The 23,280-nt window shown below is 69.7% G+C and carries 16 protein-coding genes; 4 read left to right on the top strand and 12 right to left on the bottom strand.

Annotated features, from left to right (window positions below; genetic code table 11):
* Positions 1-95 precede the first annotated feature (95 nt).
* The 10 genes from ACWGKS_RS09755 to ACWGKS_RS09800 all read right to left on the bottom strand — a co-directional run bounded on the left by ACWGKS_RS09755 (position 96) and on the right by ACWGKS_RS09800 (position 15,477).
* Positions 96-2,606 carry a glycoside hydrolase family 2 protein gene (locus tag ACWGKS_RS09755; protein ID WP_452522329.1) on the bottom strand — a complete coding sequence of 837 codons (2,511 nt, stop codon included), beginning with the start codon at positions 2,604-2,606 and terminating at the stop codon, positions 96-98.
* A 50-nt stretch (positions 2,607-2,656) separates the two neighbouring features.
* On the bottom strand, positions 2,657-3,568 hold the full coding sequence (locus ACWGKS_RS09760; RefSeq protein ID WP_452522331.1) for an ATP-binding cassette domain-containing protein: 912 nt from the start codon (positions 3,566-3,568) through the stop codon (positions 2,657-2,659).
* Positions 3,569-3,572: 4 nt separating this feature from the next.
* Positions 3,573-4,526: an ABC transporter ATP-binding protein gene (locus tag ACWGKS_RS09765; protein WP_452522333.1), complete on the bottom strand. Its 954-nt coding sequence runs from the start codon at positions 4,524-4,526 to the stop codon at positions 3,573-3,575.
* The gene (locus ACWGKS_RS09770; RefSeq protein ID WP_452522334.1) at positions 4,526-5,437 is read right to left on the bottom strand and encodes an ABC transporter permease; all 912 of its coding nucleotides are present in this window, start codon (positions 5,435-5,437) and stop codon (positions 4,526-4,528) included. Before ACWGKS_RS09770 ends, ACWGKS_RS09765 begins: the two co-directional genes overlap by 1 nt.
* Complete coding sequence (locus ACWGKS_RS09775) at positions 5,434-6,429, bottom strand: ABC transporter permease (protein WP_358503085.1); 996 nt, start codon at positions 6,427-6,429, stop codon at positions 5,434-5,436. The genes ACWGKS_RS09770 and ACWGKS_RS09775 overlap by 4 nt, the downstream gene beginning before the upstream one ends.
* A gap of 113 nt (positions 6,430-6,542) precedes the next feature.
* The gene (locus ACWGKS_RS09780) at positions 6,543-8,246 is read right to left on the bottom strand and encodes an ABC transporter substrate-binding protein (RefSeq protein WP_358503088.1); all 1,704 of its coding nucleotides are present in this window, start codon (positions 8,244-8,246) and stop codon (positions 6,543-6,545) included.
* Positions 8,247-8,510: 264 nt separating this feature from the next.
* Positions 8,511-9,530, bottom strand: a complete 1,020-nt coding sequence (locus tag ACWGKS_RS09785) for a LacI family DNA-binding transcriptional regulator (RefSeq protein ID WP_358503091.1) — start codon at positions 9,528-9,530, stop codon at positions 8,511-8,513.
* 150 nt (positions 9,531-9,680) lie between these two features.
* Positions 9,681-10,559, bottom strand: a complete 879-nt coding sequence (locus ACWGKS_RS09790; protein WP_358503093.1) for an Fpg/Nei family DNA glycosylase — start codon at positions 10,557-10,559, stop codon at positions 9,681-9,683.
* A gap of 139 nt (positions 10,560-10,698) precedes the next feature.
* Positions 10,699-13,845, bottom strand: coding sequence for a DNA helicase (locus tag ACWGKS_RS09795; protein ID WP_452455290.1), 3,147 nt, complete (start codon positions 13,843-13,845; stop codon positions 10,699-10,701).
* 144 nt (positions 13,846-13,989) lie between these two features.
* The gene (locus tag ACWGKS_RS09800) at positions 13,990-15,477 is read right to left on the bottom strand and encodes a PucR family transcriptional regulator (protein WP_452522338.1); all 1,488 of its coding nucleotides are present in this window, start codon (positions 15,475-15,477) and stop codon (positions 13,990-13,992) included.
* 283 nt (positions 15,478-15,760) lie between these two features.
* On the opposite strand from ACWGKS_RS09800, the gene gabT reads away from it, so the two are divergent.
* Positions 15,761-17,095, top strand: coding sequence for a 4-aminobutyrate--2-oxoglutarate transaminase (gene gabT / locus ACWGKS_RS09805; RefSeq protein ID WP_452455289.1), 1,335 nt, complete (start codon positions 15,761-15,763; stop codon positions 17,093-17,095).
* A 12-nt stretch (positions 17,096-17,107) separates the two neighbouring features.
* Here gabT and ACWGKS_RS09810 read toward each other — a convergent pair whose 3' ends face one another.
* Positions 17,108-18,712, bottom strand: a complete 1,605-nt coding sequence (locus ACWGKS_RS09810) for a PucR family transcriptional regulator (RefSeq protein WP_358503105.1) — start codon at positions 18,710-18,712, stop codon at positions 17,108-17,110.
* 117 nt (positions 18,713-18,829) lie between these two features.
* On the opposite strand from ACWGKS_RS09810, the gene ACWGKS_RS09815 reads away from it, so the two are divergent.
* Positions 18,830-20,116 (top strand): aspartate aminotransferase family protein, encoded by a 1,287-nt coding sequence (locus ACWGKS_RS09815; RefSeq protein ID WP_452522340.1) that lies wholly within the window; start codon positions 18,830-18,832, stop codon positions 20,114-20,116.
* 26 nt (positions 20,117-20,142) lie between these two features.
* On the top strand, positions 20,143-21,651 hold the full coding sequence (locus ACWGKS_RS09820; RefSeq protein ID WP_452522342.1) for a CoA-acylating methylmalonate-semialdehyde dehydrogenase: 1,509 nt from the start codon (positions 20,143-20,145) through the stop codon (positions 21,649-21,651).
* Between the two features lie 258 nt (positions 21,652-21,909).
* On the opposite strand, the gene ACWGKS_RS09825 is transcribed toward ACWGKS_RS09820, so the two are convergent.
* On the bottom strand, positions 21,910-22,146 hold the full coding sequence (locus ACWGKS_RS09825) for a hypothetical protein (RefSeq protein ID WP_358503114.1): 237 nt from the start codon (positions 22,144-22,146) through the stop codon (positions 21,910-21,912).
* Positions 22,147-22,602: 456 nt separating this feature from the next.
* Here ACWGKS_RS09825 and ACWGKS_RS09830 point away from each other — a divergent pair, with 456 nt between their 5' ends.
* Positions 22,603-23,256 (top strand): TetR/AcrR family transcriptional regulator, encoded by a 654-nt coding sequence (locus ACWGKS_RS09830; RefSeq protein ID WP_358503116.1) that lies wholly within the window; start codon positions 22,603-22,605, stop codon positions 23,254-23,256.
* The last annotated feature ends 24 nt before the right edge of the window (positions 23,257-23,280 follow it).

Consider the following 23,280-nt stretch of genomic DNA (forward strand, 5'->3'; position numbering starts at 1 on the left):
GTGTGGCAACACACACGGCCCGCCGAGGAATACCGGCGGGCCGCATGGGGGTCCCGTGTTATTCAGGTGGCGATCACCGGAACGTCACATGATGCTCACAAAGAGGCCACAAGGGTGTCGTTGACGCACCTCAGGACAGGTGACGCCGACACCTTCCCCGGATCGAGGTCGGCGCCGCCGTGAACGGTGAACGTGTGCTCCTCCCCCGGCAACAAGGTCACCAGGGCGCTGTCCACGACGGCGTCCGGGGCGATCCTGTCGACGTTCAGGACCAGGTCCCGCAAGAGCACTCCGGCCCGCACCTTCACCCGCAAATCGGAACCAATGACCCGGGTTTCCACTTCGAATTCCGGTTTTCTGTACGCGATCTCGTGGTCTCGGGCGAAGAACCACCACGCGCGCTCCTCCGCCCCGTCGACGGTGATCACCTCACCGCCCGGCTCGCCGGACCGGGACACCTCCTCGGGCACCGGGACCCGCAGCGCGCCGCGCGGCGCCACCCGGACCGGGTGCGAGGAGGCCGCCAGTTCCGACCCCGTGGCGATGTCACGGCGCGTCACCGTCAGCTCCGTCACCCACTCGGTGTCGGTGTCGTTGCCCAGCACCACGGTCAGCCCGTCGTCGACGGGTTGGACCGTGGCGACCCGGTCGGCGTACACGCGGCGCAGCGCGTACCACAGGGGTTTGCGCCTGCCCGCGCCGTCCACCGCCGCCCATGAGGTGACCGGCCAGCAGTCGTTGATCTGCCAGACCACCGTGCCGGTGCAATACGGCCAGGTGGAACGGAAGTGCTCGATGCCCACGGTCAGCGCCCTGGCCTGGTTCACCTGGGTGAGGTAGTGCCAGTCGTCGTAGGACCACTCACGGTCGCCGAAGTGCAGAGCGAGCCCGCGAGCGAGCTTGCCATTGCCATCGATCGCCTTCTGGTGGTGCAGCACACCCGGTGAGGTGGGGGTGAGCGGGTCGTCCGACACGGCCGCGCGCAGGGTCGAGTGGTTCGCCGGCGCCTGGTATCCGAACTCGGCGGCGAACCGCGGCCTGCGGTCCCGGTACACCGTGTAGTCCAGCTCGTTCCACACGTCCCACAGGTGCATGGTGCCGTGGGCGGGGTCGTTGGGGTGCACATCCTCGCCTTCGGAGTACGGGCTGCCCGGCCAGTAGGGACGGGTGGGGTCGAGTTCGGCCACCACCCGAGGCAACAGGTCCAGGTAGTACCCGGCCCCCCAGGACCGCCCCGCCAACTTCTCCTTCCAGCCCCAGTCCTCGTGGCCCCAGATGTTCTCGTTGTTTCCGCACCACACCGCGAGCGAGGCGTGCGGGGACAGGCGGACGACCGCGTCTCGGGCCTCCGCCTCCACCTCCGACCGCAGGGGCTCGTCCTCCGGGTAGGCGGCGCAGGCGAACAGGAAGTCCTGCCAGACCAGGACGCCGCGCTCGGAGCACACGTCGTAGAAGTCGTCCGCCTCGTAGATCCCACCGCCCCACACCCGCAGCAGGTTCATCCCGGCCGCGCAGGCCTGGTCGATCGCCTCCGTGTAGCGGGCCCGGTCCAGCCGGGAGGGGAAAGTGTCGTCGGGGATCCAGTTGGCGCCCCTGACCAGGATGTCGCGACCGTTGACACGGACCGCGAAGGCCGCCCCGTGCTCGTCGGGGGCGCTGTGCACCGCCACGTCGCGAAACCCGATCCGACGTTCCCAGGTGTCCAGGACGCCACCGGGCGCGGACAGTTCCACCGACAGGTCGTACAGGGGTTGGCCGCCGTGGCCGCGTGGCCACCACAGGTCGGGGTCGTTCACCTCCAGGTCGAGGGCGACCTCGTCCTCCCCTGCCGGGATCGTGACGGTCCCGGTGACCCCGGCGACCGACGCGTTCACCGTCAACACGGTGTCGTGCCCCGCCTCGGTGCGCTCCACGTTCAACCGCAGGGAGACCCTTCCCCGGGAGCCGTCCGCGGAGACCGACACCAGCGGCCGCACCGACGCCAGACGCGCCGTCGACCAGGCGTGCAGGCGGATCGGCCGCCAGATCCCGGAGGTGACCACGGTCGGCCCCCAGTCCCAGCCGAAGTTGCAGGCCATCTTGCGGACGTACTGGTAGGGCTCGTCGTAGGCGGCGGGCAGCGGGCCCAAGCGGTCACGCTCGGCCTCGGCGCGCCGGTAGGGGGCGTCGAAACGCACCTCCAGCCCGGGGCTCGCCCCGGCCTCGCCCAGCGCCTCGGTGACGTCGAACCGGTACGACCGGTGCATGTTCGCGGTGCGCCCCACCTCGCGGTCGCCGACTCGGACGGTGGCGAAGGTGTCCAGTCCCTCGCACACCAGGTCGACGCGTTCGGCCGGCGTATCACCGGCCAGGGCGGCGACCTCCGCCGACAGGGAGCGGGTGTAGCTCCAGTCGGTGCGCCCGATCCAACCCAGACGGGTCTCGTTGTCGTCGAGGTAGGGGTCCTCGATCAGACCGTGGTCGAGCAGGTCGGTGTGGACGCAGCCCGGCACGGTCGCGGTGAGCCCCCCGGCCCCATGAAGCGTGGCGGCCGGTTCGGCGAGCGCGCCCTCATGGGGCGTCGCGGCCAGTGTCCAGCCATCGTGCAGGTCGAACCACGCGGTCATGCGTGCTCCTCTTCCCTCTGTGTGCCACCGTCCCCCGAAAGAGGGGAGGGTCAGCGCTGATCGATTCCGACGAAGTGCCCCTGCTCCGCCTCCACCAGTGGGGCGGAGTCGTCGCCCTCGGCGACCACGGGCAGTTCGACGTCCTCGGGTGGGTCCGCGGCCAGTTCGGCGTCCACCTCGGCCCAGGTGCGGTGCAGTTGGGGCACGCACGAGAGCAGGTGACGGCTGTAGGGGTGCAGTGGGTTGTCGAACACCCTCTTGGTCGGGCCCATCTCCGCGATGGCGCCCTTGTGCAGGATCACCGACCGGTCGCTGACGTAGTTGCCCAGCGACAGGTCGTGGGTGACGAAGAGGATCCCCAGGCCGCGTTCCTTGAGGTCGGCGAGCAGGTTCAGCACGTCGATGCGGGTGGAGGCGTCCAACATGCTGATGATCTCGTCGGCCACCAGCAGACGGATGTCCAACAGCAGCGCCCGCGCGATGAGCAGTCGCTGCAACTGCCCGCCGCTGAGCTGGTGCGGGTACTTGTTCAGGACGTTGTCGGGGTCCAGGCGGACCGTCCCGATCACGTCCAGGACCTTCGCGCGCCAGTCGGCGTCCGACACCCCGGGAAAGTAGGAGGAGCGGATCATCTCGAAGACCCGGTCCGCCTTGAAGATGGGGTTGAAGGAGCTGAAGGGGTCCTGGAAGACGCCCTGCACGTGGCGGTAGTACTCCTTCTTCTCGGCGAACCCCCTCAGGCGGGTCACGTCCTTGCCCTCGAAGGTGATGGTGCCCTGGCTGGGCTTGGTCAGGCCGAGCACCATCTTGCCGAGGGTGCTCTTGCCGCTGCCGGACTCACCGATCAGCGACACCACCTCACCGGGTTTCACCACCAGGTCGACGTCGCGCACCGCGCGCAGTGTCGAGCCGCCGAACGCGCCCACCCGGTACACCTTGTGCACATGGCTCAGTTCCAGCACGGCGCTACCTCCCCGTCTTCCAGCAGGCGGCCCAGTGGCCGGGTTCGATCTCCACCAGCGGCGGCACCTCGGAGCACTCCTCCGAGGCGATGGGACACCGGTCCTTGAACCGGCAACCGGTGGGCGGGTTCAGCAGACCGGGCGGGGTACCCGGGATACCCTCCAGACGGGTGTCCTCGGTGGTCGAACCCACCTCCGGCAGCGCGCCGATGAGCATCTTGGTGTACGGGTGCTGTGGGTCGTTGATGATGGTGGAGGCCGGGGCCTTCTCCGCGACGCGACCCGCGTACATCACCATGACCGTGTCGGCCATCTGGTAGACGAGCGAGATGTCGTGGGTCACGAAGATCATGCTCTTGATGAAGCCCCGGTCGCGGAACTCCACCATGGACTCCACCACCGAACGCTGGGTGGACACGTCCAGGGCCGAGGTGGCCTCGTCGGCGATGAGCAGGGACGGGTCGAGCAGGGTGGACATCACCATGACCACGCGCTGCTTCATGCCGCCGGAGAGCTCGATGGGGAACCGGTCGAGGACCTGGGGGTCCAGACCCACCAGTTCGAGGCGGCGGCGCAGCTCGTCGGCGACGGTGTCCGGTTTCACCCCTCGGGCCTTCAGGAGCTCGTTGATCATCCGCCCGATCTTGCGGGTGGGGTTGAGGGCGCTCATCGCGTACTGCGGGATGAGCGAGATCTCGTGGTAGCGGTAGGGGTTCATGGCGTCGTCGTCGGAGATGGGCAGCTTCTGGCCGTCCAGCTCGACGGTGCCGTCGACGTGCCGCATCCGGTTGTCCAACCGGATCAGGCTCTTGCCGAGGGTGGTCTTACCACAGCCGGACTCACCGGCCAGGCCCATGATCTCCCCGTCGGCGAGGTCGAAGCTCACCCCGTCGAGGGCGTGGACGTCCCCGCGCAGGGTTTGGTAGTAGACCTTCAGGTCGTTGACGCGGAGTGTCATCACAGCTCCCGCAGCTTGGGGTTGAAGACCTCGTCCAACCCGACGTTGAGGATGTACATCGAACCGACGATCGCGGTGATCCCGGCACCCGGTGGAATGAACCACCACCACATGCCGAGCTGCAGGGCGCTCCACTGCATGGCGCTCTCCAGCATCATGCCGAGGGAGACCCCGTTGGAGGGACCAAGGCCGATGAAGTCGAGTCCGGCGGCGATGAGGACGGCCCCACCGAACATGAGGATGAACGACATCACCAGGTAGGAGCTCATGTTGGGCGCCATCTCGGAGGTGATGATCCGCCAGGTGCGCCGTCCACTGAGCCGGGCCAGGTCCACGTAGTCGCGGTTGGCCAGGGTCAGCGCCTGGGAGCGGACCGCTCGCGCGGCCCAGGGCCAAGAGGTCAGGCCGATGAACAGGCCCTGCACGAAGAGACCCTTGACGTCCAGGTAGGCCACGGCCACGATCAGCACGACCAGGGCGGGCAGCACCAGCACGACGTTGGTGATCATGTTCAGGATCTCGTCGATGATCCCGCCCTTGTACCCGGCGATGAACCCGATCGTGGTGCCCAGGACGAAGGCGATGCCGCCGCCGAGGAAACCGATGACGAAGGTCGAACGCACGCCGTAGACGAACTGGGCCCACACGTCCTGACCGAACGTGGTGGTGCCGAACCAGTACTCGCCGTTGGGCGACTGCGTCTGCGGACCGACGTACTCGTTGGGACCGTGGTCGACGAACAAGGGCCCGACGAGGCCGAGCAGCAGGAAGCCGAGCACGATGCTCAGCCCGATGAGGAGCTTGGGGTTGCGCCGGGCGAAGTGCAGGGTCTCGGAGACCTTGCGCTCGGCGACCGGTTCGGGGGCGGTGCCGGAATCGGCCGACCCCGGCGCTCCGGGAACGTTGGTCATGACGCGCCTCCCGTCATCTGCACGCGCGTACGCGGGTCGACCAGGACGTAGATGATGTCGATGATGAAGTTGGCGATCAGCACGCCCACGACCACGAACAGGAAGACCCCCTGGAGCAGGAAGAAGTCGCGGCTGTTCAGGGAATCGAGGATCAGGCTGCCGAGGCCGGGGTAGTTGAAGACGATCTCGGTGAGCAGGGCGCCGGCGATGACCGTGCCCAGCTGCACGGCCAGACCGGTGATCTGCGGGAGCATCGCGTTGCGGAACGCGTAGCGGCGGATCAGTTTCCGGGGCGCGCCCAGGGACTTGAGGTAGTTGGAGTAGTCCGCTTCCAGCTCGTAGATGATGAGGTTGCGCATGCCGATGGCCCAGCCGCCCAACGCCACGACGAACATGGACAGGAACGGCAGCACCCAGTGGGTGATCAGGCTGGAGATGAACAGCCAGCTGAACTCCGGGCGCAGGGAGAAGCTGTAGCCGCCGGAGGTGGGGAAGACCCCGGCGACGATGCCCAGACTCCAGGCGAGCAACAGCGCGAGCCACATGTACGGGGTCGCGGTCAGGACGTAACCGACCGGCAGGAGCGTGTTGTCCAGGATCTTGCTACGGGCGGCGAAGGCCCCGAAGCGGTTGCCGATGATCCAGCTGAGGAGGATGGCGGGCAGCAGCAGCGCGAGTGTGTAGGGCACCGCGCGCATGATGACGTCGGTGACCTCCTGGGGGTACAGCATCACGCTGATGCCGAGGTCACCCCGGAACAGTCCGGCCCAGAAGGCGAAGTACTGCTCGTACAGGGGCTTGTCGAGGCCGAAGACCCCGTTGTAGTAATCGGTCATGCGGGCGAGCGCGTCGGGGTCGTCGACCGCCGCGCGGGTGAGCATGCTCCGGACGGGGTCGCCGGGCATGAAGCGGGGGATCATCCAGTTGATGGTGACCGCGACGATGAACGTCAGCAGGTAGACGAAGGACTTACGTCCGATGTAGCGCCACACACGTTCCTCCTGGTGATGGCGATGGGCGGTCGAGTACCCCCGTCGAGGTGCCGGGGCACCGCGACGGGGGCGGGTTCACGGAGCGCTCCCAGGGCGGAAGCGCTCCCAGGGGCCTACTCGGCGGCGGGTTCGATCGCCGCGAGGGTCTCGATGAAGCCCAGCTCGTACCAGCCCTCCCAGAGGACCGCGGGGGTGGCCAGGTCGCCGTCCTCACTGGGCCAGTTGGTCCAGTTCGCGTTGCTGACCTGCGCCCACTGGCCGTTGTACCAAAGCGGGATGGTGGGGAGTTCCTCCAGGTAGATCTCCTGGATCTGCGAGCTCACCTCGGCCATGCCCTCGGTGTCGTCCGCGGGGACGGCGGCGAGCTGCTGGGTGAGGTCCCACGCCTCCTCGTTCTCGTAACGGTGGAAGTTCACCGTCGTCTGCTCATCGCGGATGGGCATCTGGAAGAGGTATTCGTAGTAGGTCCACGGCGTGTTGCTCAGCTGCCGGGCGTTGTTGATGACCAGGTCGTACTCACCGCTGTTACGGTTCTGGTTCAGCAGGTCCTCGTCGGGGAACTCGGCCTCGATGTTGATGCCGACCTCCTGGGCGTCCTGGGCGATGAGGCGCGCGGCCTCCATCCAGTCGGTCCAGCCGGAGGGGACCGCCAGGGTCAGGGAGATGGGCTCACCGTCAGGGGTCTCGACGAAGCCGTCACCGTCCTCGTCCAGGTAGCCGGCGTCCTCCAGGAAGGCCACGGACTCGTCCTTGTCGTGGCTGAAGCCCGCCTCCTCGACCAGTTCGTGGTCGATGTAGTCGTCCCACTCGGGGAGCAGACCGGTGGGGCTGGCGGCCTCGACCAGGTTGGAGTAGGGACCCTCGATGATCTGATCGATGTTGATCGCGTGGGCCAGCGCCTGGCGGAAGGCCGCGTCGTCCAGCGGGGCGACGTCGTGGTTGGGGATCAGCCACGCGGTGTTGGCGCTGCGCATGTAGGGCGGGCCGTCGTAGTAGCTGGTGATCAGCTCGTTGCTCTCCAACACCTGGTCGATGCCGGGCAGGAAGTTGTTGGACAGGTCGACCTCGCCCTGGGTGAGCATGCCCAGGGTGACGTCGTTGGAGGCGTTGACGATGTCGACGACGTAGCGGGCGTCCATGGTGAGGTCGAGCGCGTCGGTGCCCCACCAGTCGTCGTTGCGCTCCCAGATCATGCGCTCGTCGTCGTGCGACTCGTAGCCGTAGGGGCCGGTGCCGACAGGGTTCTCGTTGGCGCCCTCGACGATCTGGGTCTCCTCCATGTCGGCCCAGATGTGGTCCGGGACGATCGGGTTGGAGTAGGCCCAGTTCATCCACTCCTGGGCACGGGGCTCGGAGAAGTTCACCGTGACGGTCTGCTCGTCGGTGGCCTCGACGGACTCGACGTAGTCCCAGACCGTGCTGTAGGGAACGCCGTCCACCTTGCCCAGTTCGAGGGTGGTGACGACGTCCTGGGCGACCAGGGGCTCACCGTCGTTCCAGGTGATCCCCTCGCGCAGGTTGATGACGTGGGTCTGCTCGTCGGGCCACTCGTCGCCCTCGGCGAGCCAGGGGACGTACTCCCCGGACTCGGGGTCGTAGTGGAAGAGCGACTCGTAGACCATGCCGATCGTGCCGACGGCGAAGTTGCCGCGCATCATGGGGTTCCAGCTGGTCGGCGGACTCCAGGCGGTACCCGTGGTGTACAGGGTCTCCTCCCGGGGATAGCTGCCACCGTTGGCGGACCCGCCTTCGTCCGAACAGCCGGTGGCGATGAGCGCCACCGCCGCAAGGGCGGCGGGAAGTCTCAGAGATTTCATCTCGACTCCTCCTTCGACCCGGTCGGCCCTTTTCAGGGGGGAAGCCGATTCCTGAGAGGAAGGCTGGGAGCGCTCCCAGTAGTGAGCGCGAAGGGCCGTTACTGAACCGGGTAAGTGAGGTCCACAACAGCATGCCCGGACGAAGCCCGTCAATCCCCGTCACTTCGGTGTTATCCGCTTGTAACAGGCATGTCGACCCGAAGACACACCGAGAAGACCGGCACTGAACCGGTTCCGTGCACGCCGTCGGGCCACCATCCTCGTTCAAGGGGTCAAGGGGCCCGTGCTCCCCCGGGGTTGGAGCTCGCCCAACGGGGTCTCCCGATCCTCGACGCGCTCCCCCGCCAGGAGTCGGTTGAGCATCTCGGCCACTATGCGACCGTGACCGAACACGTCACGGCTTATAGCGGTGAGCGAGGGGCGCACCAGACGACACAGCGCGGAGTCGTCCCAGGCCACGATGGACAGCTGCGAGGGCACCTTCACGCCCATCTCCGAGGCCACGCCCAGGCCCGCCAACGCCATCAGGTCGTTGTCGTAGACCAGCGCGGTGGGCGGCTCGGCGGCGGCGAGCAGTCGCCGCGTGGTGCGCCCGCCGGCCTCCCCGGTGTAGTCGGCGTGCACCGTGCGCGCCTCCTCCAGGCCCGCTCGGCGAGCGGCCTCCTGGAAGGCGAGGGTGCGGTCGCCCGTGTGCACGAAGTCCTCGGGGCCGGCCACCCGAACGATCCGGCGATGGCCCAGCGCGGCCAGGTAGTGCACGACCTCGCGCACCGAGGCGCCGTCGTCGGTGTACAGGCACGGCAGCCCGCCGGTGCCGCCCGGCCCGCCCAGGACGACCGCGGGCAGCGGCAGGACGCCCATGGCCTCGGGACGGGGATCATCCACCCGCAGGTCCACTATGACGACGCCGTCGACACGGCGTTCGGCGGCCCAGCGGCGGTAGACAGCGAGCTCGGAGCCGATGTCCTCGGCCACCTGGAGCATCAGGTCTATGCCGGCGGCCGCGAGCTCGGTCTCCACTCCCGAGACCAGTTGCATGAAGAACGGTTCGATCCCGAGGGATCGGGCGGGTCGGTCCACCACCATGCCGATCGCGCCGACCCGCCCTCCCGGGGCGAGTGCTCGGGCGGGGTTGCTGGGAGCCCAACCGAGGTCGCTGGCGATCGAGAGGATCCGTTCCCGCGTGGTCTCGGACACTCCTGGGCGGCCGTTGAGGGCGTAGGAAACCGCCCCTTTGGACACGCCCGCCGCCTTGGCGATGTCCATGATCGTCGGGCGCCTCATCACAGACCCCAAGCCGCCTCCCCATTACTTCACGTACTGAACCGGTTCAGTCACCGAGAGGGGATTGTAACCCACGCGCATACGGCGTGGTCCAGGGAGTTTCCCGACTGTGACGGATGTGACGGGTGGGACGGAGGGTTCGGGAGAGGCTCAGGGCTGGCATCCGGGGCACCAGTACAGGGTGCGTCCGGCCAGTTCCGAGGAGGCGATCGGCGAGGAGCACACCCGGCAGGGCTCACCGGTCCGGTAGCACACGTAGAGGGTGTCGGGCCGGGGCACGGGGTGGGCGTCGGGATCGGGACGGTCCTCGGGTCGGGTGGTGATGATGTAGCCGTCCCGCACCCCGTCACGCAGCAGGACGGACAGGTCCTCCCACAGGGTGTCCCACCGTTCCCGGCCCAGTTCCCTACCGGGGGTCAGGGGGTCGATCCCGGCACGGAACAGGGACTCGGCGCGGTAGATGTTGCCGACGCCCGCGATGACGTCCTGGCGCATCAGCAGCGCGGCGATGGTCGTACGCGAGCGCGAGATCATCCCCCAGGCCCGGTCGGGGTCGGCGTCGGGGCGCAGGGGGTCCGGACCCAGCCGGTTCTGGACGGCGTGCTTGTCGTCGGTGGTGATGACCTCGCAGGCCGAGGGGCCACGCAGGTCGGCCCAGCCACCGGTGTTGACCAGGCGGGCGCGGACGGCCCCCACCGGAGCGGGCGGAACGACGAAGCCGTCGGGGTCGCGCTCCAGTTCGAGCCGATCCGCGCCTGGGGCCCGTGGTGCGCCCAGGTGACGTTCACCGTCGACGTCCCCGAAGGTCCAGGCGCCGTAGAGGCCCAGGTGGACGCGGAGCCACTCGCCCGAGTCGAAGCCCAGGAAGAGGTGCTTTCCGTGGGCCTCGCTCTCGACCAGGACCCGCCCGTCGACGCGCGCGGCCCCGTCGGAGAACCTGCCCTGGGGGCTGGTGGCGCGCACGGCGCCGCCGCCGAAGACCTTGTCGAAGTGTGTGGCCAGCCGGTGCAGTGTGTGTCCCTCGGGCACCCGAGTCTCCCCTTCTTCGCCCGCGGCATCGCCTGGCCTGTCGGGCGAACCAGGGTGATTCGGGCATGTGCGCGTGGCCTCCCAGGATAGGTGGGGCACGGGCCGGGGCGGACCGGGATCCGGGCGGCGGGGGCCGGGGTCAGCAGGCGGAGAGGATCTCCTCGACCAGGGCGCGCGGGTCGGCCAGGCAACGCCAGGCGGGGACGACCACGACGAGGTCGTCGGTGGCCCCGTTGAGGGCCTCGCCGCGGGCCAGGAGCCGGCGTAGCGCGGGACCGTCGGGCTCGCGGTCGAGCAGGAGCACCACCCTGCGGGCTCCGTAGCGAACGAGCAGGTCGGCGGCATGACCGTGCAGTCGTGGCGCGACGGTGACGTCGGTGCCGGCGGCGCGCAGGGCGTCGACCAGGGCGGCGCCGGCCGGATCGACGGGTGTGGCCACGGTGCCGGTGGTCGTGGCCCCGGCGATCAGGTCGGCGAGGGGCCCGTCGCCCTGGGCCCAGTGGGATCGATCCCCCACCACCACGAGCCGACGTCGGGTCCGGGTGAGGATCGACGCCCACAGGTGGCTCATCCGGCGCACCCGGCGTTCGGCGATGGCGGACCCGCCGGTGGTGAGCATCGGGGACAGCAGGGTGACGTCGTTGGTACCGCCGCCCTCCGTCAGCAGGTCCGGGCCACCGACCCGGACGGGTCGGCGCAGGACGCGTTGGCGCAGCAGCCGGCGGACCAACGCCACCTGGGGTTGCAGGGGTGCGACCACGGCCAGGGTGTGCCCTTCGGGGAGTTCCCGATCGAGCTCGTCGACCACCACGGCGACCCGATAGGCCTCGTCACGGTTGATGTAGGAGGACCCCGGCGCGGCCTCGCACTCGCCGGTGACGTCACGCCAGTCGAAGACGGGACCTCGGGCGGGTTCGGGTTCGGTGATCACCGAGACCCGTCCCCCGTAGCAGTGGCGTGCGGCGACGGTGGCCAGGGCTTCGGGGGCACCCCGGTGCTCGTCCAGCCACAGCATGGGCGGAGCGGCCTTGTAGGCGGCGCGCAGGGCCGAGCCGGCACCGTAGCGCAGGGCTCGGTCGTCGAGAAGGTCGGGAACGAGCCCGGCGGTGGCCAGGGCCCGGCGTTCCTCCTCGGGTTCCAGGGCGGTGAGCGGCCCGGGGTGCGCGGGGTCGCCGAGGACGACGGCGCGGTCGGCCCGGTAGAGGACGGGCAGGAGTTCACCGACCCGGGTTCGTTCGGCTCCCGCCACGATCACCAGGTCGAACAGGCCAGCCTGCGGAGGCAGGGCACGGACCTGGTCGGTGCGGCAGACCCAGGCCGGTAGGGCTCCGAGGAGTCCGGTGAGTCCGGTGAGTCCGGTTCGGCCGCCGCCGTGGTGCCAGTTGAGGGTCTCCAGGCGGTTCTCGATGACGGCGCGACCGCGCCAGAGCCGGAGTTCGGTGTTCGCGGTGAGACGCTGCGCCCCGGCGCGCCGGTGGTCGTGGAGGGCGCGGGCGAGATCGTCGGTGAGTTCGGCCAGGGGCGCGCTGCGGGTACGGCGGTCCACGGCCTCGCGCCAGTCGCTTTCCAGGCGGGCCACGGCGCACAGTTGGGCCAGACTGTCGGGATCGGTGGTCACGCCGAGTTCGCGGCGGATCGCGGAGCGGTGGGACAGGCCGCCCAACCCGCCGGCGGCCGCGCGTTCGGCGCGGTGCAGCCAGTACTCGGGGCCGCCTCGTTCGGGGGTGAAGAAGGTGTCGGGGTCCCAGCCGCGGGCAATGCTGCGGCCTCGTTCCTCGGCCAGGTGGGCGAGGGCGTGGCCACCGGAGGCCATGGTGTCCATGGCCTCCCACACCTGGCGGACCCGGTTCCAGGCGTCGGTGAGGTCGTCGGAGCGGTCCGGGTCCTCGTCGTCGGGGGTCATCGTGACGGGGACGGCCCCCGTGTGCCGGCCCAGGACCCTGGTGAGCAGGCGTGCCTCGGCGGCGCGTCGTCCGTGGTCACCGGCCCGGATGACGGGGTGGCCGGGGTCGGTGTCGGCCCGGCGCAGGACCGCCTCGACATCGGCTTCGGTACACGCGCACACCAGGACGCGCTGCCCGGCGGTGACGGCGGTGCGAACCATGGCGTCCACGAGGTCGTAGGCACCGGACCCGGGCGGGGCGGCGACCACGGTGAGCTGCTCGCGCATGGCCGAACCCAGTGCCCGATATCGGGGCTGGGACAGGGCGGTGGCCGAGACCGGGACGGGCACGGTGGAAGCGGTGGCCTCGGCGGTGCCCTGGGCTCGCCGACCGGTGGCGCGACGCCGTCGACCCCGGGCCGGTCGGTCCCCGTCCGTTCCCTGGTCACGGGCGAGCTTGCCACCGAAGGGGCGTGCTCCGAGGAGGGACTCCAGGGCGGTGCCACCGATGGCGTCGGGGTCCAGACCGTCCCGGTCGGTGGGGTCGAGGTCGGCCAACAGACCCTCGACACTGCCGGGTTCGGGTTCCTCGATCTCGGGTCGGCCGCCCGGACCGGCGCGGAGGAGCACCGCGGTGTTGTGCGCGCCGACGTTCAACGTGCGGGGCAGACCGCGGGTGCCGAGCGGGGCGATGTCGTCGACGCGCTCGATCTCCAGGCGGGTGAGCAGGGTGCGCACCTTCGCGGCGAGGTCGGCGACGGCGGCCGGCCGGTGGACCGTGTCGGGCGCCCCGGCGCGCAACCTGGTGCGCAGTTCGAAGAGGTCCTCGGGGTCGGTGATGCCCAGGCGGGCCAGCAGGGCGATGTTGACGTCGGGTGGGCCGATGGCCCGGACCAGGGGCACGTCACCGGCCCCGAGCCGCTCGCCGCCCCCCCTGGTGTCGTACTCGTCGACGACCCGGACGTCCACGGTGAGCAGTGGCAACGTCACCCGCGCGTCGATCTCGTCCGCCGGTTCACCGGGCAGGACGACGAGGGGGTAGCCGTAGCGCAGGGCCTGACCATGGCGACCGGCGAGTCGTGTGACACGGGCGCTCTCGTGGTGCAAAGGCAGGGTGTCCCTGGCCCCGCTGAAGAGCAGTTCCGGACCGGCCGGCAAACAGGAGCAGGTGTCGGACTCCAGGTGTTCGGCGCGCACCACGTGGCCGTGGACCGCCTCCCGGTGCAGACAGGAGCGCAGGTAGGCCAGGAACGAGCGGACCTCGCCCTGGTCGACGGGGGGCTTCCAGCGCAGCGAGGCCGTTCCCACCCCGACGCCCTGGGCGCCCGTGTCGCCGACCGTTCCGCCCACGGTGGTGTGGGTACCGGCCGGTCCGCTCCGTGCCTCGTCTCGCAGTGACCTCACAGCGTCCCCCTGAGCATCCGACCCTCTTGTGATCAGATGATTACTCCCCGCCATCAGGTCCCATTGTGGTGCATTCCGCGCGCGTCCACCCTCGGAATGATCGAACCCGCGACGACTATCACTCAGGGTGACGCACCCGCTCGTTCAGGGCCGGGCTCGCCCTTCGCGGACACGGAGGGAGATCCACAGTTCCGTGCGGTGATCGGGGTCGTCGAGGTCGCCCGGGAGCAGCTCCCGGATGCGTTTCATCCGATAACGCAGGGTGTGCCGATGCACCCCCAGTCGTTCGGCCGCGGCGTCCCAGCGGCCCGAAGCGGCGAGGTAGGCACGGAGCGAGGCGAGCAGTTCGGCGGCGTTGCGCTGACGGTCGAGGGGGGCGAGGAGATCATCGGCCAGCCGGGTCCCGGCGGGGGTCTCCAGCAACCCGAGCAGACCGCCGGGCAGGTCGCCGGAGCGCACCGGACCGCGTCCCTCGTCCACCGACACGGCCAAGGCCCGTTCGGCCTGGGCGCGGGCCACGGCCAGTTCGGCGTAGGACACCGGCTCGCTCAGTCCCACGCCCCCGTCGAAGAGTTCGTCGAACACCTCGGGAAGCCGGTCGAGGATTTCGGCCGAGGCCAGCAGCAGTGTGCCGGTGGCCGGGCCGGCGGAGGGGACGTCCGCGGCGTCGGTGGTCAGGAGCCCGTCCGGGAGCGGCCCCTCCGGTGGCGGACCCTGCACGGCGACCGCCACCACCGGTTCGTCGGGCAGGGCGCGACGCAGGGCCGCCGCACCCGTGTGCGCGGGGTCCAGGGCCCCGTCGAACAGCGCGGCCACCACCCCCGGCGCGATCCCGGACCCGCCCTCCGTGGTCGGGCGTTCCAGTTCCAGGGACAGCAGCGACACCGCGGCGTTGACCAGGGTGCGGTCGTGCGAGCCGAACCCCCTGCGGGAGCCCACCGCGAGGAAGCCGCGCACCCGACGACCGATGGCCAGGGACTGCAGGGCCACGTGCTCGTCGTCGGAGACCACCGAGACTCCGGCGCGGGGACCCGCCCCGCGCAGCCGGGGCAGTTCGGCGGCCGACCGGCGAGCGTGCTCGGCGGCCCGGGCGGGGGCGGCGTGTCGAACCGAACCGTCGGGTTCCAACAGCAGCACCCACCCGTCGAGCTCGCGGGCCAACCGTTCGACGACGGCGCCCGCTCCGCGCAACGCGGCCCGGGCAAGTTCCCGCTGAGCACCGAAGGCCCTGGTCAGACCCTCATACTCCTCTTGGGTCAGCAGCCGCGATACCTCCTTGCCGACCGCGATGAAGGGTGTCTCCCGCGCCACCTCCACCAGGGTCACCCCGAACTCCTCGGCGGCCATGCGCAGCTCGTCGGGGGTGTGCTCGAAGACGACGTCGGCGCCGAACCCCAACCCGGCGATGTCGCGCTCGGCCAGGCGGCGCACGTAGTCGCGCAGGTCCCGTGGATCCTCCACCCAGCCCACCCCGGTGGTGAGCACCAACTCTCCCCCGGCCAGGTACGGGGTGGGGTCGGTGAGTTCGCTGACCGCGACCCACTCCACCCTGCGGTGCAGCCCTTCCTGCCCGGTGAGCAGGCGCAACCGCAGCTTGGGCGTGCGCAGCAGGGCTCCCAGTGTCGGTGGCATCGCGCCTCCCCCTCGTTCGACCACCCCGTCGATCCGCACCCCGCCGCAATGGCACAGGGCACCGCTTCGATTATCCACTGTGTCCATGTGTGTCGGGTTCCACCCGGCCTATGGTCTGTTCCATGGACCACCGGGGGTCGCCCGTTCGGGCGCCGTCAGGGTTCTGCCCCCAGGCGTCCGGACACGCCGAATCGAAGCGCAGGCGCGAAACCGACACCACTCGCTGTCAGGCGAGTCACCGGCGTCCACCCCGTAGAACCGACCCCCGCAAGGAGGCAGCCGTATGGCCACGACCGAGGTCGTCCAGTCCCGTCGGATCGTCACCGAGATCCCCGGCCCTGGATCCAGGGCCATCCAGGAGCGTCGCAGCGCCGCCGTCGCCCAGGGTGTGGGCAGCACCCTGCCCGTCTACGTCGAGCGCGCGGGCGGTGGGATCATCGAGGACGTGGACGGCAACGCGCTCATCGACTTCGGGTCGGGCATCGCCGTGACCAACGTCGGCAACGCGGACCCGCGCGTGGTCGAGCGGGCCGCCGAACAGATGGGCCGGTTCACCCACACCTGCTTCATGGTCAACCCGTACGAGGCCTACGTCGACGTGTGCGAGGCCCTCAACCGGGTCACCCCGGGTGACCACGAGAAGCGGTCCATCCTGCTGAACTCGGGCGCCGAGGCGGTGGAGAACGCCGTGAAGATCGCGCGCAGCGCCACCGGACGCCAGGCCGTCGTGGTGTTCGACCACGCCTACCACGGCCGCACCAACCTCACCATGGGCCTGACCGCCAAGAACATGCCGTACAAGCACGGGTTCGGTCCGTTCGCCGGCGAGATCCACCGGATGCCCATGGCCTACGCCTACCGTTGGCCGACCGGACCGGAGAACTGCGGTCCCGAGGCGGCCGCCGCCGCGATCGACCAGATCACCAAGCAGGTCGGCGCCGAGAACGTGGCCGCGATGGTCATCGAGCCCATCCAGGGCGAGGGCGGGTTCATCGAGCCGGCGCCCGGTTTCCTGCCCGCGCTTGTGGAGTACTGCCGCGCCAACGGGATCGTGTTCGTGGCCGACGAGGTGCAGACCGGTTTCGCCCGCACCGGGGACATGTTCGCCTGTGACCAGGAGGGGATCGTCCCGGACCTGATCACGACGGCCAAGGGCATCGCGGGCGGGCTGCCGCTGGCCGCGGTGACCGGTCGCGCCGAGCTGATGGACGCCGTGCACGGCGGTGGCCTGGGCGGCACCTACGGCGGCAACCCCGCGGCGTGCGCGGCCGCCCTGGCCTCACTGGAGGCGATCGAGTCGGGTGACCTGGTGGGGCGCGCCCGGGAGATCGGCGAGCTGATGCTGGGTCGGTTGAACACCCTGGCGCGCAAGTTCGACGTGGTGGGCGACGTGCGCGGTCGCGGCGCCATGATCGCGATCGAGCTGGTCAAGGACCGTAAGGAGCCGAACCCGGAGGCGGTGGCGAAGGTGCTGAAGCACTGCCACGCCCGCGGCCTGGTGCTGCTGAGCGCGGGCACCTACGGCAACGTGATCCGGATGCTGCCGCCCCTGGTGATCGGTGACGACCTGCTCCATGAGGGCCTGGACCTGCTGGAGGAGGCCCTGGCCGACCTGTAGGGATCGGCCGGGTCAGCCCTGGTCGCGGACCGAGTCCAGCGACAGCAGGGCGACGTGCAACGACAGGCACGTCTCCACCGATTCCAGGTCGACGTCCAGCACCGAGGAGATCCGCCGCAGCCGCTCGTAGAAGGCGGGCCGGGACAAATGCGCCCGGCTCGCCGCCAACGCCTTGTTGCGGCCCGCGCCGAGGTAGTGGCGGAGCATGTCGGTCAGGTCGTCGCCGCGACGGGCGTCGTGGTCCAACAGCGACCCCAGCTCGCGTTCCACGTAGGTCTGCAGACGCTCGTCGTCGCGGAACAGGTGCAGTAGCCCGCGCAGGTGCAGGTCGGGAAGTCGGTAGAAGGGGCGCCGCTCGCCCTGTTTGAGGGCCACGTCCCCCACCTGCCGAGCCTCCAGGAAGGATCGGCGCACCGTGCGGATGTCGTCGGTCTCCGATCCCACGGCCAACACCACGGCGTCGCCCAGTCTGGCGTGCACCCGGTCGGCCAGTCGGCTCAGGGTGGTGTCCAGCCGTTGGCCGGCGGGCAGGGCCAGCAGGATCCCCACCCGTAGGTCGTCCAGGGAGCCCACCAGCGCGGGCAACCGCAGCTCCCGACAGGCCCGGGCGGCGCCCTCGGCGGTCTCGGACAAGCGGGCCTGCGCGGCCAGCCCGGTCCCGCCCTCCCGCAGGCGCAGCACCAGCCCCACGAGTTCACGTCCGTTGAGCGGCACCCCCACGGCGCGGGCGCGTACCAGGGCCTCCTGCGGGTCGGAGTAGGAACGATCGATGATGCCGGCGATGATCGTGCGGTGGGTCTGGCGTTCCAGGCTCTCCTGGTGGCGTTCCAGTAGACGGCCCAGGGCCAGGGTGGTGGCGGCGCGTTCGATGAGCATGGTCTGGCGGGCCGTGGGGGTGGCGCCGACGATGAGGATCAATCGCCCCCAGTCCTGTCCGCGCGCGCCCACGGTGGTGACCAACCAACCGGTGGTGGGCGCGTGCACGGTGCGGTCGCCCGAACGGACCGACCGTGAGCGGCTCTCCCAGGAGGTGAGCAGGGTTCCGGGTTCCTCGCCGTTGAGGTCGCAGGCCAGGACCTGATGGGTGAGGTTCTCCAGGACGACCGGGCAACCGGAGAGCCGGCCGACCTCCCGCAGGATCTGGACGGCGTCGGCGCCCTCGACGGACAGCCGGGTGAAGACCGAGTGGAGCTTCTCGGACTCGCGCAGTTCCTCCACCTGTTCGTTTACCACCCGGATGTGCACGGCCTCGGTGATCTCGACGAACCGCGCCTCGCGGTCGAGCAGGACGACCGGGACACGGGCGTCCTCGGCCGCGTCGAGGAAGGCCTTGGGGAGTTCGGCGTGGTACTTGCGGCCGAGCTCGACGGCGAGGCCGCTCACCCCGGCGTCGGCGAGGTCCTCGATGTAGCGGCGCAGCGCGGCGGGGTCGTCGGGCATGGCGATGCCCGTGCTGAGGACGAGTTCACCACCGCGCAACAGGTGGGCCAGATCGGTGACCTCGGCGACGTGGACCCAGCGCACCGGAACGTCCAGGTACTCGGAGCCGGCGACCACTCGGGGGCGTGCGCGCTGTAAGGCCGGGAGCCTCAGTACTTCGGCGAGGGTGGGGAGCACCTCGTCAGTGTAGAACGTGGGCCACACCCAGGGCGGTTTACACTATGTAAAGCCGACCAGCATGATGTCAACATGCTGAGCCTGGTCAATTCCGTGGGCGCTGGGAAGACTGAGGGCATGTCGGAACTCCTTGCGCGCCACCGCGCGGTCATGCCCTCCTGGATGCCCCTGTACTACGAGAACCCGATGGAGATCGTCGGAGGTAAGGGCGCCCGTGTCACGGACGCCGAAGGCCGTACCTACCTGGACTTCTTCACCGGCATCGTGACGAACATGCTCGGCTACGACGTCCCCGAGGTCCGTGAGGCGGTCGAACGTCAGATCGCCAAGGGCGTCGTGCACACGTCCACGCTGTACCTCATCCGCTCCCAGGTGGAGCTGGCCGAGAAGATCTCCCGACTGTCCGGCATCCCCGACGCCAAGGTGTTCTTCACCAACTCCGGCACCGAGGCCAACGAGACCGCGTTGCTGCTGGCCACCCACGCACGCGGCAGCGACGAGGTGCTGGCCCTGCGCGGCAGCTACCACGGCCGGTCCTTCGGCACCGTGGCGGTCACCGGGAACAAGGCGTGGAAGAACTCCTCACTGTCCCCACTGAACGTGCACTACCTGCACGGCACCGACCACGCCTCCCCCGCCTTCCGACACCTGACGGAGCAGGAGTACATCGACGTGTGCGTGGCGGACCTGCGCGACGTCCTCGACACCACGGCGCCCAACGTGGCCTGCCTCATCGCCGAACCGATACAGGGGGTGGGCGGCTTCGCGATGCCACCGGACGGCCTGTACGCGGCGTACAAGGAGGTCCTGGACGAGCACGGCATCCTGTTCGTCTCCGACGAGGTACAGACCGGGTGGGGGCGCACCGGCACGAGCTTCTTCGGGATCGGGAACCACGGGGTGACCCCGGACGCGATGACGTTCGCCAAGGGCCTGGGCAACGGGTTCGCGGTGGGCGGCGTGGTGGCGCGCGGCGACCTCATGGACGGGCTCCCGGCACTGGGGGTGGCGACCTTCGGCGGCAACCCGGTGTCCATGGCCGCGGCCGGCGCCACCCTCGACCACGTGCTCGAACACGACCTGCAGGGCAACGCGCTGCGGCAGGGCGGCACCATCATCGACGGGCTGCGGGCCCTGCGCGAACTCGCCTGCGTGAAGGACGTGCGCGGCAAGGGGCTGATGTTCGCCATCGAGATGGTCGACCCGGCCACCGACGCGCCCTCCTCCGCCCTGGCCGGGCGGGTGCTGGAGGCCGCCCGCGAGCGCGGGCTACTGGTGGGCAAGGGCGGCGTGCACGGCAACGTACTGCGGATGGCCCCTCCGATGAACCTGTCCACCGAGGAGGCCGCCGAGGGACGCGACATCCTGCTGGACACCGTCCGCGCGGTAGCCGACCAGGCCTGACACGACCCCCGGGAGGAAGAGGAAGCATGAGCGAACACGTCACGCACTGGATCGGCGGGACCGCCCACGAGGGCCCCGCGAAGCGGACCGGGGACATCTACGACCCGGCGTCCGGACGGGTCCGCGGCACCGTGGACCTCGCCGGCCCCGAGGAGGTCGACGCCGCGGTGGCCGCCGCCAAGAAGGCGTTCCCCGGCTGGCGGGACACCTCGCTGTCCAAGCGCGTCCAGATCCTGTTCCGGTTCCGCGAGCTGCTGCGCGCCGGCTCCGACGAGCTGGCCCGGCTGGTGAGCGCCGAGCACGGCAAGGTCTTCTCCGACGCCCGGGGCGAGGTGGCCCGCGGACTGGAGGTCGTGGACTTCGCCTGTGGCATCCCCCACCTGCTCAAGGGCGGCTACTCCGAGAACGTGTCCACGGGTGTGGACTCCTACTCGATCCTGCAGCCCCTGGGCGTGGTCAGCGGCATCACCCCGTTCAACTTCCCCGCCATGGTGCCGATGTGGATGTTCCCGGTGGCGATCGCCTGTGGCAACACCTTCGTGCTCAAGCCCAGTGAGAAGGACCCGTCGGCGGGTTCCTTCCTGGCCCGGCTGTGGCGGGAGGCCGGGTTGCCCGACGGCGTGTTCAACGTGGTGCACGGCGACAAGGTCGCGGTGGACGCGATCCTGGAGCACCCGGACGTCGCCGCGGTCAGCTTCGTGGGCTCCACCCCGATCGCGCGGTACGTCTACCGAACCGCGGCCGAACACGGCAAGCGTGTGCAGGCGCTGGGCGGAGCGAAGAACCACATGGTGGTGCTGCCCGACGCCGACCTGGACCTGGCCGCGGACTCGGCGGTCTCCGCCGGGTTCGGTTCGGCGGGCGAACGGTGCATGGCCATCTCCGCGGTGGCGGTGGTGGACTCGGTCGCCGACGATCTGCTGGAGCGGATCAAGGAGCGTGTGGCCCGGCTACGGGTGGGGCCCGGCGACGACGAGCGCAGCGAGATGGGGCCGTTGGTGACCCGCGAACACCGGGACAAGGTCGCCTCGTACCTGGAGTCGGGGGTGCGCGAGGGCGCGACCCTGGCGATCGACGGTCGGGCGCACCCGGTCCCGGACGGTGACGAGGACGGCTTCTGGTTGGGTCCCTCCGTGCTGGACCACGTGGGGCCGCGGATGGCCTGCTATCGGGAGGAGATCTTCGGTCCGGTCCTGAGCGTCGTGCGCGTGGCCGACTACAACGAGGCCGTCGAGTTGGTCAACGACAACCCGTACGGCAACGGAACGGCGATCTTCACCAACGACGGCGGTGCCGCGCGGCGCTTCCAGAACGAGATCGAGGTCGGCATGGTGGGCATCAACGTGCCCATCCCGGTGCCCATGGCGTACTACTCGTTCGGGGGTTGGAAGCAGTCGCTCTTCGGTGACTCGCACGCCCATGGCACGGAGGGTGTTCACTTCTACACGCGAACGAAGGCCGTCACCGCCCGTTGGACCGATCCGAGCCGACGCCCCGAAGGAGGCGTCGACCTGGGCTTTCCCACCAATGGCTGACGAACTTCACCGAAATACGGCATGGATGTCTCTCACTGACCGTCGATGATGGGCCACACGGAGTATCGTTGACACCGACGCCCTACGGGGACGTGGCCGTCGGGCCACGTGTGTCACGAGAACCATCCTGGAGAAGGCGCGCTCAATTCCCCTCCTCCCCATGGAAGCGGGCGCGTCGACGGACGCGCTCCGGGTCCTACTTCTCCCCCTGGACCCGGGGCGCGACCGTCCGCTGACCACCCGAAGGCGGCACACCGATCAGTGTGCGGCGAACAACGGCTCGGGGACGGGCTGGTGCCCGATGATCCCCGCGCATTCGTCGCACCCGAACACCCGGGTCCCATCCGGCAGCTCACCGAGCTCCCGACGAGGCCGGGGCCACTTGACGTGGCAGACGACGCAGGCATCCCCCATGCACTGCGCCAGGCTCAGCCAGGTCGGGTCGTAGACGTAGCTGTCGGGTGCGGCGGCAGCCTGCATGACTGGTTCACACATCGTGCTCGTTCCGCGCAATGTCCCTGCTCCCCCCGTGGTTTAGGACAGTCTGGCGGGCCGATAGTTACCGGCTCTTAATTGAATCAGAAGCTCGCGGTGTCCGGAAGGGCCCGGACCGATCTAAATCACTCCGTGCAGGTAAATCATAACCCTAAGTGATCAACCCTGTGAAGCCCCAGGGCGAGGGCTGGACATTCATACGTTCTGCCCGAAATGTACGCCCGATCCCGTGGGGGACTCAGGCCTCCGCGCCCGGGGGACACCGAGAATCGGCGCGTCGCGCGGGCCGGATTGGTGACACGGGCCGCTTCCACACGCTCGGCCGAAACCCCGGCGGTGGCGACCTCGAACACCCGCCCCCCATGGGCACGGACCACCCCGAAAGTGCCCCGAGCGCACGCCCGGGAGGGAGAACCCCCTTGCCGGCAGACTGAACAACCGTTTAATGTATTGAACATGAGTTCAGCCCCGCGAGACGACCTCACCGCCCGAGCCCGCATCCGCGACGCGGCCCTGGCCCGCTTCGGCCGGGACGGCTTCGGTGTCTCCGTACGCGCCATCGCGGAGGAGGCCGGGGTCTCCCCCGGCCTGGTCATCCACCACTTCGGCAGCAAGGAGAAACTGCGCGCGGCCTGCGACGAGCACGTCCTGCGGCTCACGGCGGACACCAAGGGCGAGGTCGTCACACGGATGTCGGCGACCCACTTCCTCCAGCAGTTGGCCGAGGTGGACGGCCACGGAGACGTCTTCGCCTACCTGATGCGCTCGCTCCAGTCGGGAGGGCACGTCGCGTCGGCCCTGTTCGAGCGCATGGTCCAGGACGTGGAGATCTACCTGGCGGAGGGCGAGCGCGCGGGCACGATCAGGCCCAGTCGCGACCCGGCGGCCCGGGCGCGCTACGCCGCGTCCATGTCGCTGGGATCCCTGATGCTGCACACGACCATGCGCCCCCAGGACGCCGACCGGAACCCGTCCACCGTTCTGCGCGAGTGGATCGACGCCTACATGCTCCCGGCCCTGGAGCTGTACACCGAAGGACTGCTGCTGGACAGCACCTTCCTGGACGCCTTCGTCGCCCACCGCGACGACCCTCCCGCCAACGACCACTGAGCACCGAACCGAACCGGAGCAGCC

The sequence above is a fragment of the Nocardiopsis sp. NPDC055879 genome, assembly GCF_053615935.1.